Raw genomic sequence first — 16,224 nt, 5'->3', positions numbered from 1 at the left:
TGGGTAATGTACAAGTTGCTGTAGAAGCATGTTTAATTCGTCTGATCACAGATACTTTATAAAGCATTTTAATACTTTTTTGAATCTGTCAATGCGTAAGTCCTAGAATATTTAAAGTCATTGTTCTATTAGAGTGCTTGGAAATATTACTTTTCAGCAAAGATCAGACGTTTGTATAAATTCATTGAGGCTTTTAAAAAGCCCAGAATACCAACTCTCTATATTTGTCATTACTCCAAAAAATAAGGGCTGATAAATCAGCCCTTATTCTCAACTACTTAATCAATTAAGACAATTGAGCAGCAGCAATTTTCTTAGTATCGATGTCTTTAGCAGCATCTGTATACTCGCCCATCTTGTCGAAGTTCAAGTATTGATAGATATCAGCCGACATGCTGTCAATTTGAGCTGCATATTGTTGGTATTCTTCTGGAGTTGGTAATTTACCAAGTACAGCAGCAACAGATGCAAGTTCAGCAGAAGCTAAGTAAACGTTAGCGCCTTGACCTAAACGGTTCGGGAAGTTACGAGTAGAAGTCGATACACAAGTTGTGTTCGGAGCTACACGTGCCTGGTTACCCATACATAATGAACAGCCTGGCATTTCAGTACGAGCGCCAGCTTTACCATAAATGTTATAGAAACCTTCTTCCATCAATTGGTGCTCGTCCATACGAGTTGGCGGAGCCAACCATAAACGAGTAGACAATACGCCACCAGGTACTTTATCAAGTAATTTACCCGCAGCACGGAAGTGACCGATATTCGTCATACATGAACCAACGAATACCTCATCAATCTTAACGCCTTGAACGTCAGAAAGAAGTTTCGCGTCATCTGGATCATTCGGGCAGCAAAGAACAGGTTCAGTGATTGTAGCTAGGTCGATTTCATACACTTTAGTGTATTCAGCGTCAGCATCAGCTTTAAGAAGTGATGGATTCGCCAACCATTTTTCCATGTTCTCAACACGACGAGCCATAGTACGCGCATCGCCATAACCTTGAGAAATCATCCATTTCAACATAGTGATGTTAGAACGGAGGTATTCAGCAACTTTCTCTTCAGAAAGCGTAATTGAACAACCAGCAGCAGAACGTTCAGCAGAAGCATCAGAAAGTTCGAATGCTTGTTCTACTGTTAATTCAGTTTCCATTTCAGTCAGGTCGATTTCTAGGATACGACCAGAGAAAATGTTTTTCTTACCTTTTTTCTCAACAGTAAGATCGCCTTCTTGGATCGCACGGTAAGGAATCGCATGTACAAGGTCACGTAGAGTGATACCAGGCTGCATTTTACCTTTGAATTTCACAAGAACAGATTCAGGCATGTCTAGTGGCATAACACCAGTCGCTGCAGCGAACGCTACAAGACCAGAACCTGCTGGGAATGAAATACCGATTGGGAAACGAGTATGTGAGTCACCACCAGTACCAACAGTATCTGGAAGAAGCATACGGTTTAACCAAGAGTGAATAATACCGTCACCTGGACGTAATGAAACACCACCACGGTTCATGATGAAATCAGGAAGCGTGTGTTGCATTTGTACGTCAACTGGTTTTGGATACGCAGCTGTGTGACAGAAAGATTGCATTACTAGGTCAGCAGAGAAGCCTAGGCAAGCCAAGTCTTTCAATTCGTCACGAGTCATAGGACCAGTTGTATCTTGAGAACCAACAGTTGTCATCTTAGGTTCGCAGTAAGTACCTGGACGAACACCTTGACCTTCTGGAAGACCACAAGCGCGACCTACCATTTTTTGAGCTTGAGTGAAACCTTTACCAGTATTCTCAGGTTGAACTGGAGTACGGAATAAAGTTGAAGGTGCAAGACCTAAAGCTTCACGCGCTTTACCAGTCAAACCACGACCAATGATCAGGTTGATACGGCCACCAGCACGTACTTCATCTAACAACACTGGAGTTTTGAGTTCAGACTCGGCAATTTGAGCGCCATCTTTGAATGCAGTTACTTTAGCAGCAGCATGGTCGATTTTAAGTGTGATCTCGTCGCCCATGTTCATGTTGGTAACGTCGATCTCGACTGGTAACGCACCAGCATCTTCCATTGTGTTGAAGAAGATCGGAGCAATTTTACCACCTAAGCAGTAACCACCGTCTTTTTTGTTCGGGATGTGAGCAATTTCGTCACCAAAGAACCAAAGAACAGAGTTAGTTGCAGATTTACGAGAAGAACCTGTACCAACTACGTCGCCGACGTAAGCAACTTGGTTGCCTTTCGCAACAAGTTCTTTAATTTGGTTTAATGGACCAACTTCACCTGGTTTTTCAGGATTGATGCCATCACGTTCGTTTTTCAACATCGCATTTGCATGTAATGGGATGTCCGGACGGCTCCAAGCATCTTGAGCTGGAGACAAGTCATCAGTATTAGTTTCACCAGTAACTTTGAATACAGTGAGTTTAATTTCTTCTGGAACGTCTTTACGGCTAGTGAACCATTCAGCATCAGCCCAAGACTGCATAACAGCTTGTGCATTTGCATTGCCCGCTTTCGCTTTGTCAGCTACGTCATGGAATGCATCAAATACAAGAAGAGTTTTTTTCAATGCATCAGCAGCTAAACCTGATAATTCTGCATTGTCTAAAAGTTCAACTAAAGGCGCAACGTTATAACCACCAAGCATAGTACCCAGTAAGTAAACCGCACGTTCTTTAGAAACTAATGGCGAAGTCGCTTCACCTTTTGCCACAGCAGCCAAGAAAGCAGCTTTAACATAAGCAGCTTGGTCAACACCTGCTGGAACACGGTTTTCAAGCAAGTCAACTAAAAATGCTTCTTCTCCAGCTGGTGGATTTTTTAATAGTTCAACCAAGTCAGCTGTTTGAGCATCGTCAAGTGGCTTCGGTGGGACTCCGAGTGCGGCACGTTCTGCAACGTGTTGGCGGTAAGCTTCTAGCACAGTGTTATTCCTCTTTTTTAAAAAATTATTTACGAATTCCAGCTTATGCAAAGCTTCGCAAATAATATGGACTGCTAAATTTTACTAAAATTCCAGTTAAAAGTTAATGCAACTACAGTGTTTCTTTGTGATGCCCATTATTTTATAGCTAAATAATGCCCATATCGATTACACAATAAGCAAATCCTTCACTTTTAAAGCTTTTTGATGATGAAAAAAGTTACTTTTAATGGAACATTCAACACAAAAAAGACAACTCCATGTTGCCTGTTTTGCTTCTATAAAAATATTCAACCTTAGTGGACAGTGGTAGCTGTTAAATATTGAGCTAATTCTGTACGATTCCCGGTAAATTTAACTGCACATTCATCTTCAAACAGGCCTTGATGTTGATTACTGGCGAATGAAATATCAACTAAATAACGAGGATAATGCTGATCTGCCAATTTTCTGCGCAGAAACACTTTATCTCCCACACTCAGGACATAATTTGCACCACCAATAATTGCTACACCGTGCTCATCTTCCAAGAGCAAATCTTCATGATGTAAGTAGCCAATCACATCCATATTTCTACTCCAGTCATTATAATTCTTGATTTCATTATTCAATAACAAGATAAGTTTTTCCATATTTTTAATGAAGCAAATGTCACAATTTATGCTGATCAATATACTCAGGCTATTTTAAGTCACCCAATAAAAAACCGTTCATTAGAACGGTTTGTAATTCGGCATTTTATCATGCGGCGTAGCGATACATTTTTCAGTTATTTTCTGCTTAAATTGATTACGGCTGGCTTCTGGATCTTTACTAATTTCATCTATAGGAAATGCATAGACCTGTTCAATAATATCCAGAATAAAGGTTTTGGTGATTTCATCTTCAATCTTGTTGGCGTGTTCTATAGCGGCCTCTTTGGTAATGGTATTTTGACGATCATACATAATATTGTTTGCCGCATTACCCATACTCGTACAATAGCCTTTCCACTGCTCTTCAGGTGTTAGCGGCTTCTTTTCAGCACAGCCCACCAAGGCAACCAATGCCATCAAAGTGAATAACTTTTTCATCAATGTTCTCCTATTGCCCCCTATCATAATCAAAGTTCATGAAAATACGAAATCATCAAAACAAGATATCCCCAAAAATCATGAGCAAACTAAAATCAAGTACATAAAAATAAGCTCTATTTTAAGTTCATGGTTTTAAAAAAGACTTTGAATTGATTTTTTTATTTTTAACTGATCTTTAAGTTATTAATTTAATTAAATATAATTATTAAGTTACAAATTTAAGCTATAAAATGCAGCAATAGGTAGCTATTCATTTGCATAATTTCATACATAACTGTATGCTTAAAGCCAACTAGAAAAATAGTTTGCTCTGGTAAATCTTCTTGTATTTCGCAGTTTTAGTCATAATCCTTCGTTTTTCAGATTTAAAGTTCCATTCTTATTTTCAAGTTAAATTATCTGGCTTTTCAATAAGCTAAAAACATTTTTAAGGATTTTATTATGTCTAATACTGTAAAAGGTACTGTTAAGTGGTTTAACGAAACTAAAGGTTTTGGTTTTATTCAACAAGAAAATGGCCCTGACGTTTTCGCTCATTTCAGCGAAATCACTGGTAATGGCTTCAAAACTTTGGCTGAAGGCCAACAAGTTGAATTCAGCATCGCTCAAGGTCAAAAAGGCCCGAATGCTGTAAACATCGTAGCACTATAATTTTTAAATCGCGCTTGCCGACTGCAAGTATGATTTAAAAAAAGCGAGAGTTTAACTCTCGCTTTTTTTGGATTTTAAAACACTGATGCGCTAAATTAGGGTGTTTTATTGAGTAGTTGATCTACCAGTTCATTAATTTTAGTTTCAATGATGCACGTTGCGAGTGACATTGCTGAGGTCAGAATCGGGGGATTGGAAATATTGTTTCATTCATGTCCACCACCTCACAGAAAATAAATAGCCCAATATTGAATTGGGCTATTCTTTACTCTTCAACTTCTATCGGATCCCCATCTTCAGGTCGAATATGACGAGTTCCATCATCTGCAGGGTCAACACTTGAGCCATCTTTAGTAATCGTGTTGTACATCTCTTCCTCTCTCTTATCGTCGATAAATTCTTCATCTTCGAAATCTTGAGGCTCATTATCATCGTCAAAATCTAAAGGTTTTTCTTCATCTATCATGACAATCCATCACTTGTTTGATCAATCAAATATCATGCTCAAACATTCGACAGTGTTATTCAATAGTGAACTATCCTTATTTGTGTAACTGATGATGAGATATTTTGTTGTGGCTAAAACCACAAATGCAACACTTGTCTTTAAGTCCGAAATGATGCAACAAGCTATATATGGTCTACACTGCTAAAAACAATGCAGACCGATGTTGATAAAATTTTGAATATAACAAATACTTGAGAATTTATTTTCTCAAGCCATTAGAAGCGCCAGTTATAGAACACGTCGATCGCACGTTCTAGCGATTGGCTCGCTTCCAGATACAAGCGTTTATTCATTTGATAACGCAAGGTCAATTTATTCACCGGTGTAAACACCCCTACACCATAACGGATGAACAGATCCGGTGTAATATAACCTGTCACACTGACCTGAGTATCGTCTCCCGTTCCCTGTGCATCCAACGCCAGACCACTCAGACCAAAAGTACGTCCAATCTGGTTGGTGAGAGCGCGTGTACCGCCTAAGCCCATACTGATTCCGGCAGCCGCAATGGTATTATTGACATCGGACTTAAAGCCCGCTTCCTGACTAATACCACTAGCCCCCTCATTAATACGGCCGGTAATGATGGCATTTAAGGCTTCTTGTTCAGACAATCCGGCATCGTTATAGACCTGAATATTCGGACTGGTGGCTGTACCTGTTACACGCACCCCAACCAGACTACCCTGTACAGTCTTATTGGCATCGATATCCAGGGTCGGGTTATATAAAGGACCGTTAAAACGTGCAATCGAACGATTCAAATCCAGACTTTGTCCATAGGCTTCAATTTTTACCCGTTGACTGACCCCAATTGCACCATTAGCACGCATGGCGGTTTCAAGTCCACGTTGTGAAAGATACAAACGGCCGGCCAGTGGAATACGACTATCAAAGCCCTGGAAAATTACCTGATTACCTAAATTAACCATGACATCGGCACGAATATCCCAAGGACGGGCTGCCCTTAATATTGCAAGCTGGTCTTGTCCTTCACGCACGATTCGTACATCTGAAGATACATTGATTACCGGTGCTGAAGCTTCAGGCATCGAAATTAAGGCACGTGGTACATCCACCTTACCGTTTAAGCTTAATTTCTTCTTAAATGGCAGCACATCTAAAGACAAATCCGGCGTAACCACGGCGGTAATTAACGGCGCCTGACGTATAAGCAGGTTTTCACCTTTTAAATGCAACTGAATGCGGGGATCATCTTTCCAATTTACACTACCAGTCAATGCACCTGCACCTTGACCACTATTAAATGCACCGTTAATGGTAGCGTGATCCTGGCGAATGGAAGAATAGACCTGAATATTGGTTAAATTCACCGGCAAGGAAATCATGCTGATCGCACCATCTTTCAGGCGCATTTCACCATTCAGCAAAGGCTGCGTTAAAGTACCGCTAATTTTTCCAGCAAAAGACAAGTTGCCCGCCAGGGAACGGACATCTCGCATAAACGGTTTAAAGACTTTCAGTTGTACCTGATCGAAGGCGATCTCACCGCGCATCGGCATCCTGTCTTTATAAGGGTCGATAATGACATTGACATAACCGGTACCAATTTCAGGGGTTTTAACATCTAAACGAACCTGTAGCCCCGTCGCTACACTTTTTGCCACCACTGCAATTTCATTATAATTTAGTGTAGAACCCATATCTTGTGGATCTTCAGCGGCGAGCCCGATCACACCACTGCGTGTCACCAGTCTGGCATCAATTTTTGGCTTGCTGCCTTGTGCCCAAGTGGCTTTGGTATAACCATTGACCTTACCGGTAATTTCCAGACCTTCTGGCATAAAAGCAGCAAAGTCATTTAAATCGACATTACGGGTAATAAATGAAACATTACCTCTGGTTTTGCTGACCCGAATCGGTTGGTCAAAACACAACTGGCTTTGTTGACTCGACCAGCAATGTGCACCGACAAACAATTCGCTTTTGGCAGAACTGTAAATCACTGAGGCATTTTGACGTTGTACCAAACGTGCGCGCAAGGAGTCAAAATCACCTTTCTGGATTTGTCCCAACCAGTCATTCTGTGCATTAAAACCACCAGCCAATTGCACATAAAATTTAGACAGTCTGTTTTGTGCTTGTACTTTCAGGATATGGGCCTTACGCGTTCCGGCCAGTGAAATTTCACCCTGCTGAATCTCACGCTTACCACTACGCAAGTTTTCCATTTTTGCAGTCATCAAGGTCGGAGCCGACTCAGAAGTCGGCAGCTCGCCTTGTACACGTAATTTTTTAACACTGAATAACTGGTTAAAACCGAAATCATCTACCGCCAGATTGGCCGTCGCTTGCAGGCGTGGTTGTGATTGCACATTTAAATAGCCATAAGCACGGCCACGAAGTCCACTGTATATTTCATACAAGGCCGGCGCATTGATTTTCAGCCTTAGATTCTGTGCATTGCCTGTGGCCTGAAGCTGGTTTTTGGCATAAGAAAGATACAAGTTGTTCGCTTCAAACTGTTGTGGCAGGAAGCCTTTTTGATTTGAATTAATCACCATCGCTAGATTTCCTGTTCCGCGAACAGGTTTATTGTTGATGATACCGGCTATATTCAGTTTCTGGATATTAATACGTTTTAAGTTGTCCGACCAAACCCCTTCAGTTTTCACGTTACCGGACAATTCACCGCGCACAGATGAGACAAAATAATGCGGTTTAAAACGTACTAAAGAGGCATTGATATTCCAGCCCAAACCATTTTTAAGATAGACCAGACCACTGGCATAAATTTTTCCGGCAATACCTGAATGTTTCAGTTCATCGACTTTAACCAGTTCAGGTGTACCGGAGATCTTGAACTTGAGCATGCCTTCGCTGGCCGGAATTTGACTGGCATTGAGTGCGCCATCATAATTGACAGCAAAACTTTTAAATGCACCACCCGCTTTTTGGGTATTAAATAAAAGGGCGATGGTGCTACGACCAGTTAAGCGTACAGTTTCGTTGTTATTTTGCTGCGCCAGGCGACCGGTTAAATTAATCGCATTCAAATGAATAATCTGCTGATTCGGTTTGGCAAAACCATTGGCTTTTACCTGTCCATTGAGCAGATTCACCGGTGCAGCCACCGCAACAGTTTGTGGATTAAAATCTTTGGCATTGAGAATGGCATTCCATTTCAATTGACGTTTTTTGGTCGGCAAATCTACTTTGGCACTACCGCTTAAACTACCTTTACCTGCTACATAACTAAAACTCGGGATATTCAAGTCATTATTTTTGAAATTGAGCTGGGCAGTATACAAGCCTTCAGGCAACCTGCCCTTATCATTTTTGGTCACTGTAGTGGCGACATGAATATCCTGCTTGCCTTCAACCAGCGCTAATTTTACATCGCCCGATTTACTGCTTAACCAGCCCACGTAAGGCACGGCACGATCAATATTTTGCCAGGCCACATTGAGCAGCATCGGGTTTGGTTTTTTGCCTTTCTGCTCCGCCTGATCGAGCTTTAAGTTCCATGTTTCATAACGGTCAAAATCCACCAATGCGGTTAAATGCAGACCATCTTGCAAACGGCCTTTAGATGCAATTTTTGCATCCAGACTTGGCGGCAAAAAGTCCTGAATGATTTGCGGAATCAGTTTGTCTTTGGGATTAATTTTATCGACACGGCCATTCATGTCCCAGGTGACATGATTTTTCCAGCTCACCACGCCTGCAACATTCACCGCACCACTCATCAACTGACCATTTAAATTGCTAATGTCGAGCTGATGCACCAAGTCGGTATGCATACTGCCGTTATATTGACCTTGCGGAATATTTTTACCGCTTAAATCTGTAATGGCATCGATATTTAAACGCTGAATATCACCATTAAATTTAGCCACGCCATTTTTGGTATATAATTCTTGTTCCTTCAGCAATGGCCAATGATATTTTTTTAAATTTAACTCGCCAAACATCGGCACATGTTTGCGTACCGGATGCAGTACCACCCAACCGGTTAACAGGTCTGGGGTATTGGTCGCTACACCGGCCTGAATCGTATCTAAAGACCCAGTTGCAACTACTTTAATATCATGAATATTTAGATTTTTATGCAGTGCAGGTATGTTCAGATCACCCACAGCATGTAAAGGGTATTTCCCTTCAAACTTCATGTTGCCCGTGGCATTTTTCACCGAAAGGTAACCCATATCCATCCGGGAATCTTCAAACTGCAATTCAGTACCTGACCAAAGCGCGTCATTCAGGTGAATATCGTGAAACTTGACACTTGCCGAAGCAGTCTTAATCAGCAGATGATCGACATCTGCCATATCTAAACGCAAAACAAAGGGCAAACGGATTTCATTAAATTTAAAGGGTTTATCACTCGGTGGATGTTTGGTGATAATTTGCAGATTACGTACATCGGCACGATTCAGATGAATTTCTTTTTTAAGAATGGCACGCCAGCCCAGAGTGACATCTGCTCGGTCAATTTTAACGTCTACAGGTTTGAGCGTGACCAAAATATTTTTTAGGATAATACCGCTGAGCAGATTACCGCCTTCATATTCATAATGAATAATTTGCTGACGCTCTAAAACACGGTCCAGTAAAAACTTGCTGCCTTTATCGGTACTAAACATCACGGCGAAAGAAGCAATCAGCAACACAAACACGATAAGTAATGTGAATAGCACACTCCTTAAAATACGACGCTTTTTCGGTCTAGGTGTTTCCGTTTCCGGTTGCTGTTCTACTTCAGCCATAATACTCTCTAAAAACTAAGATTTATAAAAACCAGTATTTATAATTGTGAACCAATAAAGAAATGCAGACGTATTGGATGATTGTCATCAGAAATACCTGAAGCAACATCTATACGAATAGGGCCAATTGGCGATGCCCAACGCAGCCCCAAGCCCACACTGTATGCAGTAGGCGTATTGAAATCTTTATCATAAGCATTGCCGACATCGCTAAAAATGGCTGCACGCCAACCTTCTTTAAATTGATAGTTATATTCAAATGATCCCACAGCCAGAGCCTGACCACCGATTTTAAATCCATTTTCTTCCGGCGATAGACTTTTATAGTCAAAACCACGTACTGTCTGGTCACCACCAGTAAAGTAACGCAGGTTATAAGGCACCTTGCTAAAATCCTGGGTCAGGATATAACCCAAATCGCCACGCCCGACAAACTGGTGACTATCATTTTCACCCAATGAATAAATAAAACGCCAACCTGCATTGAGAATAGCCATATCAGCATCAGACAATAATGACTCACTGCCAAGTTCGACCTTATAGGTCTGCTTAAAGCCTTTACCCGGATTGACCCGTTTATCGCTGGTCGCAAGTGATGCCTCATAACCCAACAATAAAGATTGCTGCTGGTCATTGGCATTGGCAATAAATGCATCAGGAATTTCATTGGTATTAATGGTTCCCTGTTGGGTAATCTGGTCCAAACGATAACGGAGACCAAAAGTATGTTGCCAGCTACCACGCGGTCTTTTAATAATTCTGTCAGCACCAGCCACAGCAGATTCAATCTTCAGGCTATTCCCCTGTGCCACGTCATCACGTTCTTCACGTTCATAACCGCCAACGATACTGATGTAGTCATTGATAGGATCGTGATAGGGAATATTATAACGTCCGTCGATAGACTGGCGAATTTGCGACACTTCCATGTTGGCATCAAAAGAATGTCCACGGCGGTTGACGATGGCACGGCGGTACTGAGCACGTAATCGTGCTCCTGTATCGGAACCATAACCTGCCCCCAGTTCTGCACTATTTAAACGATCAGTATTTAAAGTCACGATCACTGGAACTTTCTTCTCTTCACGTGCCTGAACTTTTAAACGATCTTCTTCAGATTGTTTGGTTTCCTGCTGTGCACGCATCTGACGAAGATTTTCATCCCCTTCAGTTTCCTCTTGACCCGCAAACTGGGTTTCATCGGCTACAGATTGGGTGACTTCTTTAGCGGAAGCGACCCGTTTTTTATCCTGAACGCTAGCCTCACTTTCAGATATTTTTTGCTGATCGACCAAAGCCTGAATATCGGGCGGCAGTTCCAGCGCTTTCTCAACTGGATCTGGATGTATTGCATCCACCAGAGTGTAATTAAAATAACGCGAGTTGGTGAGGTTATTGGCTAAACCATTGACACGCCAGAAAGTATAATCGGCACCATCCTCCCAGGAAACCATGCTTTGCAGAACATCCATATCAATTGGAAATGGCTGTGACGGATCACTCATGCGGAATTCGACTGGGCCTAACTTGTAGCGTTCGCCCGTTTCATAGCGCAGGTTCACATCGACAGTATTTTGTGGCTGGGCTACTTTTACATCATGCAGGCGCCAATAGCTGTCAAAGTAACCATTATTGGTTGCGGCATCGCTAATACGGTTTTTGGTTTCTTCATATAGACCATGATTGAAAATGTCCCCTACATCCTGATCGGGCAAAAGCCGGATCACCTGGAACTGGGGCTGATTTTCTCCTGCACCGCTAAATTCAATATTCTGTGCTTTAATCTGTACCGGTGCATTTGTCGTTACTCTGACCCGAACACGACTTTCACTGAGTTTCTCGAATTTAAATTCGGCATTATAAAAGCCGACGGCTTGTGCAGCCTGATTTGACAATGTCCTCAGCTGCGGCAATGCTGAAGGGAAATCACTAAAAGATTCCCGGGTAAAACTGGAAAGTTTAGCTCTGATATTTTCTTTCAGATTTTCCATAGCCTGTGCATAAGCTTTGGCTGAAACGTCGCTACTATTTGGTGTAGGGACAATAATCACATCGGCACTGATACGATCCAGCTTGGCAGTATTCAATTGACGCGGCGGGCGTATTTTATATAACCAGCGTTTAAAGAAATTCGGTTCTTCAATTTCATCAGTGGGGGCCAGTTCAGGTAAAGTTTTACCGGCTGCATTGGCTTCAACCACAATCTGGCTGTCTGCCTCAATATTCGACATCAACTGATCGATATTTACTGGTGCCTGATTAATTTCAACCAACTCTTGTTGTGTGGCATCAGAAACAGCTACCTCTGTGCCCTGACCGGCACGATATTGCTGGGCTTCTCGTTTCGCCTCTTCAGCAACCCGAAAAATTTCATTTGCCATTTCTGCATTGACAGGGGTTATCGGCAGTTCTTCCAGATCCTCAAATTCAATCGGCTTGAATTCTTCCAGAGGCTGGGTGGTCTGTTCTTGCTGCTCCAGCATTTGCAGGCTATCAGGTTCAGTCGGGGTTTGCTGAATGTTCTCTGGTTTTTCCAGTTCTGCACGGCTGCCCACACCCTGCTGCTGAATAGCTTCATTTTTGAGTTGTTGCTGAAATTCTGCTTCAGTGATGATGCTATTTGGCTGAGTCACTTGTGCAAAACCGTGTTGAGCCAGTAACATGAGTAAAATACTGAGTCCGAATCGTTTATGCTCATTGTTCCACTGTAAAATGGAATTGACGCTTAAAGTAAGCGTCGTCTTTTTAAAATTCAGTTTCGAAAGCATAAAAAACTCTAAACTCATATAATATTTGTAATGGAAATGCCCAATGAAAGCTCGCTAACAAACTCAAATCTATTGGAATTTTCACTAAAGTATAGGTTAAAAACATCATACATGATTTTTATAGTGTTTTACCAAATGCTCACATTTCTTAATAAAACTTAATGAAGTCCACAAACCATGGAAAAAAATGAACATCTCTTAGGCACACGCCGGTTTTTACCGATGTTTGTCACTCAATTTTTTGGTGCCCTGAATGACAACGTGTATAAACAAGCCTTGTTACTGGTCATTACCTATGGTTGGATTAACCAGCAAACTGCCAGCGTAAGCACACTGAATAACCTTGCAGCCTTGTTGTTTATTTTACCCTATTTCATTTTCTCTGCCACAGCCGGACAGATTGCCGACAAATACGAACGTTCACAACTTGTACGGGGCATCAAGATTCTCGAAATCGTGATTATGCTGATTGGCTCGGCGGGTTTTTTACTCGGTCATTTGTGGCTTTTATTAGTGGCTTTATTTTTAATGGGTACTCACTCGACTTTCTTCGGACCAATCAAATATGCCATTTTGCCAGAAATTTTAAAGCCCAATGAATTGATGTCCGGAAATGCCTTATTTCAGTCAGGAACTTCAATTGCCATTTTAGTCGGGATGATTTTAGGCGGTGCGGTCATTTCTGCCTCGGACGGCAATTTGTTGTGGATCAGCTTAACGATTGTGACGATTGCCTTGCTGGGATATTTTTCCAGTCGTTTTGTCTTAAAACAAAAGGTGACTTCACCAGACGTACACATTGACTGGAACTTTTTTAGAACCAGCTTTCAAACCCTGGGTTATGCCAAAAGTTTACCAATCGTGTTCCTGATTTTACTCGGCAATTCCTGGTACTGGTTTTATGGCGCGACCTATCTCACCCAAATTCCGCAGCTAACTCAACAAAACCTGCACGCCTCTGAAAATGTAGTCAGCCTGCTATTAACGTTCTTCTCTGTCGGGATTGGCATTGGTTCGTTATTGTGCCGCAGAATTGGTGGTACAGAAGTCAATTTGAAAATGGTTCCGATAGGAGCGATTGGCTTAACCGTGTTTGCTTTTTATCTGGCAGCGAGTTTGGCTTTTGTACCGGAACGTAGCGGTGAATTGCTCAGCTTGAAAGATGTCTTTACCCAAGGCTGGAGTTATTACCATGTCATGCTTGCTGTGACATTACTTGGGATTAGTGGCGGTTTTTATATCGTACCGCTTTATGCCATGATGCAGGCTTTTTCGCCGCCATCACATCGCGCACGTGTAGTTGCTGCAAACAACATTCTCAATGCCGTATTCATGGTATCCTCTGCTATATTTTCTATTATCATCTTAAGTGTGCTTAAGATTGATATTAAAATACTTTTTAGTATCACAGCGATTCTAAGCGCCATTTTCACTACATGGCTCTTGTTTAAGCTCAAGCCCATGCTTGCAGCACAGCAACAAGATGCTTTAGAGGATTAATTTTATGCGCCAATATACCGGTATTGACAAATTTATTCATTCATTTGACCAGGCACTACGCAGCCTGGTTCCGGGCACAACCTCTGCACACCGTGAAAACCCGGGAAATGAAGTTGAAACCAAACTCGGTGTCAGTGAAGCACGCCATGTGGCCGGTTTAATGCGGGTCAATCATAGTGGTGAAGTGTGTGCCCAAGCGCTTTATCATGGTCAGGCATTAACAGCCAAACTCCCGAATGTACGCCGTGAAATGGAACAAGCTGCAATTGAAGAACAGGATCATTTGGCCTGGTGTGAAGACCGTTTAAAAGAACTGGATAGCCACACCAGTTTGCTCAATCCGGTGTGGTATGGCCTGTCTTTTGGCATGGGTGCGATTGCCGGTATTGCCGGAGATAAATATAGCCTTGGTTTTGTGGCAGAAACCGAACGTCAGGTGAGCTTGCATTTACAGCATCATATCAGTCAGTTACCTGAACAGGATGAACGTTCACGTAAAATACTGGTGCAAATGAATGAAGATGAATTGCATCATCGAGATACCGCACTGAAGGCTGGCGGTGTAGATTTGCCAATACCGGTCCGTATTACCATGACCGCTATTTCCAAACTGATGACCAAGACCAGTTATTATATTTAATCTACATTTGCATGATTAAGCCTACTTGAATGTGGGCTTTTTTATGTCTATTCATCACGATTTTTTCTAACGAACGACTATAAAATACATAATCTGAAACAATAAGATACAGACCACCACCGCAAGAACAGTATCAATATCATGATGATAAAGCAGGCAAGCAGACTCAGCAGTACATATTTTCCCAAGGGATAAGCTTTGATTCCGATAAAAATGGGCAGAAAGATTCTGAGCTCCCCCAATAAAATTGCATCAATAAAATGTTCAGCACGGGATAATTGTCGATGACACTGCTGACCTGAGCAATTTTTTATGCCAGATCATTGTTTATTGCAAAGACCAGTCTGATTTTTTAAGCTTTTATATTTCATCAGCAGAATAAAGTGATTTCTTAGTAGATATCATCTGATCAACATGATGTTTTTTAGGATTTTATAGGCAGGGTATTATTTATATATGTCTTACTCCTTTACAATAAATTGTTTTTAAAAGACTTTTCTATCCAAAAAATAAATCTCAAAATATCAGAAATAGAGCTGCTTCCTTGTGAGTTTTTGCTTACAACACGTGTCTAAAATTTTAATGGTATGGATAGGTTTTTATAGCACCCTGTAAAGCTTCTATTTTTGTAAAATTTATACAATACGATGACCAAAACATATAAAAAAATTCATTCGTATCCTTTATAAAAATAAATATTAGCTGCATAAAGAACAAAAAAACTAACAACAAAAATAATTTAAGGAGCAAGGTATGTCTACCCAGTTCAATTTTGTCTCTGTCCAGAAAAAATCAAACATCCATTTTGATGGCTGTTCTATCAGCCATGTAATTGAGTTAACAGATGGAAGAAAAAAAACCTTAGGTGTGATTCTGCCCACAGAGCGTCCTCTGGTTTTTGAAACTGTGGTCGCTGAACGCATAGAAATTGTTTCAGGGAAGTGTTTGGTTCAAATTGGCAACAATACAGAGAGCCAAACCTATCATGCTGGTGAATCTTTTTATGTGCCTAAAAAAACCCAATTTAAAATTATCACGGATGATATTGTCGATTACGTTTGCCATCTGGAAGACCGTTAGGTTTGGTAACATCCTTATTACACATTAATTAGTCGACAATAAAAAAAGCCCGACATCCTGTCGGGCTTTTTCGTATGAGTTCGCTCGGTATAACTCCTGTCGTACCTGACGGTCCTTGTGCTTGTTTGTTATAATTCTTTTGCAGAACTTCCTGTTCTTGTTGAACTCAACATATAAAATTTCCAGTATTTCAAATAGACGCTATAACCTTAAATTCATGTGAGCAAATGCTTACAAAACGAAGTAAAAATCACCCGATACTTATTAACAAAAATTCCAGATCATCTTTCTCCAGGAACAATTTGGAACAGTAAATAAAGAAAATTCTATGCTCAATCAACTTAT

Annotated in this window: 10 protein-coding genes; 4 read left to right on the top strand and 6 right to left on the bottom strand. The window is 41.2% G+C overall.

What is annotated here, in order from left to right:
• Nucleotides 1-286 precede the first annotated feature (286 nt).
• From ACE01T_RS08425 to ACE01T_RS08415, 3 genes are all read right to left on the bottom strand, one after another.
• A complete protein-coding gene (locus tag ACE01T_RS08425; protein WP_180176100.1) occupies nt 287-2,926 on the bottom strand; it encodes a bifunctional aconitate hydratase 2/2-methylisocitrate dehydratase in 2,640 nt (879 codons plus the stop codon).
• A 296-nt stretch (nt 2,927-3,222) separates the two neighbouring features.
• On the bottom strand, nt 3,223-3,495 hold the full coding sequence (locus ACE01T_RS08420; RefSeq protein WP_180176154.1) for a hypothetical protein: 273 nt from the start codon (nt 3,493-3,495) through the stop codon (nt 3,223-3,225).
• Between the two features lie 144 nt (nt 3,496-3,639).
• Nucleotides 3,640-3,999, bottom strand: a complete 360-nt coding sequence (locus ACE01T_RS08415; RefSeq protein ID WP_180176101.1) for a hypothetical protein — start codon at nt 3,997-3,999, stop codon at nt 3,640-3,642.
• A gap of 444 nt (nt 4,000-4,443) precedes the next feature.
• Here ACE01T_RS08415 and ACE01T_RS08410 point away from each other — a divergent pair, with 444 nt between their 5' ends.
• Nucleotides 4,444-4,653, top strand: coding sequence for a cold-shock protein (locus ACE01T_RS08410; protein ID WP_086175076.1), 210 nt, complete (start codon nt 4,444-4,446; stop codon nt 4,651-4,653).
• Between the two features lie 265 nt (nt 4,654-4,918).
• On the opposite strand, the gene ACE01T_RS08405 is transcribed toward ACE01T_RS08410, so the two are convergent.
• The 3 genes from ACE01T_RS08405 to ACE01T_RS08395 all read right to left on the bottom strand — a co-directional run bounded on the left by ACE01T_RS08405 (nt 4,919) and on the right by ACE01T_RS08395 (nt 12,659).
• On the bottom strand, nt 4,919-5,119 hold the full coding sequence (locus ACE01T_RS08405) for a hypothetical protein (protein WP_180176102.1): 201 nt from the start codon (nt 5,117-5,119) through the stop codon (nt 4,919-4,921).
• A gap of 257 nt (nt 5,120-5,376) precedes the next feature.
• On the bottom strand, nt 5,377-9,891 hold the full coding sequence (locus tag ACE01T_RS08400; protein ID WP_300046745.1) for a translocation/assembly module TamB domain-containing protein: 4,515 nt from the start codon (nt 9,889-9,891) through the stop codon (nt 5,377-5,379).
• A 38-nt stretch (nt 9,892-9,929) separates the two neighbouring features.
• A complete protein-coding gene (locus ACE01T_RS08395) occupies nt 9,930-12,659 on the bottom strand; it encodes an autotransporter assembly complex protein TamA (protein WP_300046743.1) in 2,730 nt (909 codons plus the stop codon).
• A 177-nt stretch (nt 12,660-12,836) separates the two neighbouring features.
• Here ACE01T_RS08395 and ACE01T_RS08390 point away from each other — a divergent pair, with 177 nt between their 5' ends.
• The 3 genes from ACE01T_RS08390 to ACE01T_RS08380 all read left to right on the top strand — a co-directional run bounded on the left by ACE01T_RS08390 (nt 12,837) and on the right by ACE01T_RS08380 (nt 15,879).
• Nucleotides 12,837-14,159, top strand: a complete 1,323-nt coding sequence (locus ACE01T_RS08390; protein ID WP_180176105.1) for an MFS transporter — start codon at nt 12,837-12,839, stop codon at nt 14,157-14,159.
• Nucleotides 14,160-14,163: 4 nt separating this feature from the next.
• Complete coding sequence (coq7, locus tag ACE01T_RS08385) at nt 14,164-14,799, top strand: 2-polyprenyl-3-methyl-6-methoxy-1,4-benzoquinone monooxygenase (RefSeq protein ID WP_180176106.1); 636 nt, start codon at nt 14,164-14,166, stop codon at nt 14,797-14,799.
• 753 nt (nt 14,800-15,552) lie between these two features.
• A complete protein-coding gene (locus tag ACE01T_RS08380) occupies nt 15,553-15,879 on the top strand; it encodes a pyrimidine/purine nucleoside phosphorylase (RefSeq protein ID WP_086197291.1) in 327 nt (108 codons plus the stop codon).
• The last annotated feature ends 345 nt before the right edge of the window (nt 15,880-16,224 follow it).

Origin of the sequence: Acinetobacter uliginosus (genome assembly GCF_044130295.1) — a bacterium.
In the GTDB taxonomy this organism is placed as follows: domain Bacteria; phylum Pseudomonadota; class Gammaproteobacteria; order Pseudomonadales; family Moraxellaceae; genus Acinetobacter.
The sequence above is the reverse complement of the archived record's forward strand: the minus strand, read 5'-3'. Positions and strand labels throughout refer to the sequence as shown.

What these genes read in the sequence shown, in the direction of transcription:
- ACE01T_RS08415 (WP_180176101.1), bottom strand. Translation starts at nt 3,999, where the DNA reads ATGAAAAAGTTATTCACTTTGATGGCATTGGTTGCCTTGGTGGGCTGT.
- ACE01T_RS08405 (WP_180176102.1), bottom strand. Translation starts at nt 5,119, where the DNA reads ATGATAGATGAAGAAAAACCTTTAGATTTTGACGATGATAATGAGCCT.
- ACE01T_RS08400 (WP_300046745.1), bottom strand. Translation starts at nt 9,891, where the DNA reads ATGGCTGAAGTAGAACAGCAACCGGAAACGGAAACACCTAGACCGAAA.
- ACE01T_RS08390 (WP_180176105.1), top strand. Translation starts at nt 12,837, where the DNA reads ATGGAAAAAAATGAACATCTCTTAGGCACACGCCGGTTTTTACCGATG.
- ACE01T_RS08420 (WP_180176154.1), bottom strand. Translation starts at nt 3,495, where the DNA reads ATGGATGTGATTGGCTACTTACATCATGAAGATTTGCTCTTGGAAGAT.
- ACE01T_RS08410 (WP_086175076.1), top strand. Translation starts at nt 4,444, where the DNA reads ATGTCTAATACTGTAAAAGGTACTGTTAAGTGGTTTAACGAAACTAAA.
- ACE01T_RS08380 (WP_086197291.1), top strand. Translation starts at nt 15,553, where the DNA reads ATGTCTACCCAGTTCAATTTTGTCTCTGTCCAGAAAAAATCAAACATC.
- ACE01T_RS08395 (WP_300046743.1), bottom strand. Translation starts at nt 12,659, where the DNA reads ATGCTTTCGAAACTGAATTTTAAAAAGACGACGCTTACTTTAAGCGTC.
- coq7 (WP_180176106.1), top strand. Translation starts at nt 14,164, where the DNA reads ATGCGCCAATATACCGGTATTGACAAATTTATTCATTCATTTGACCAG.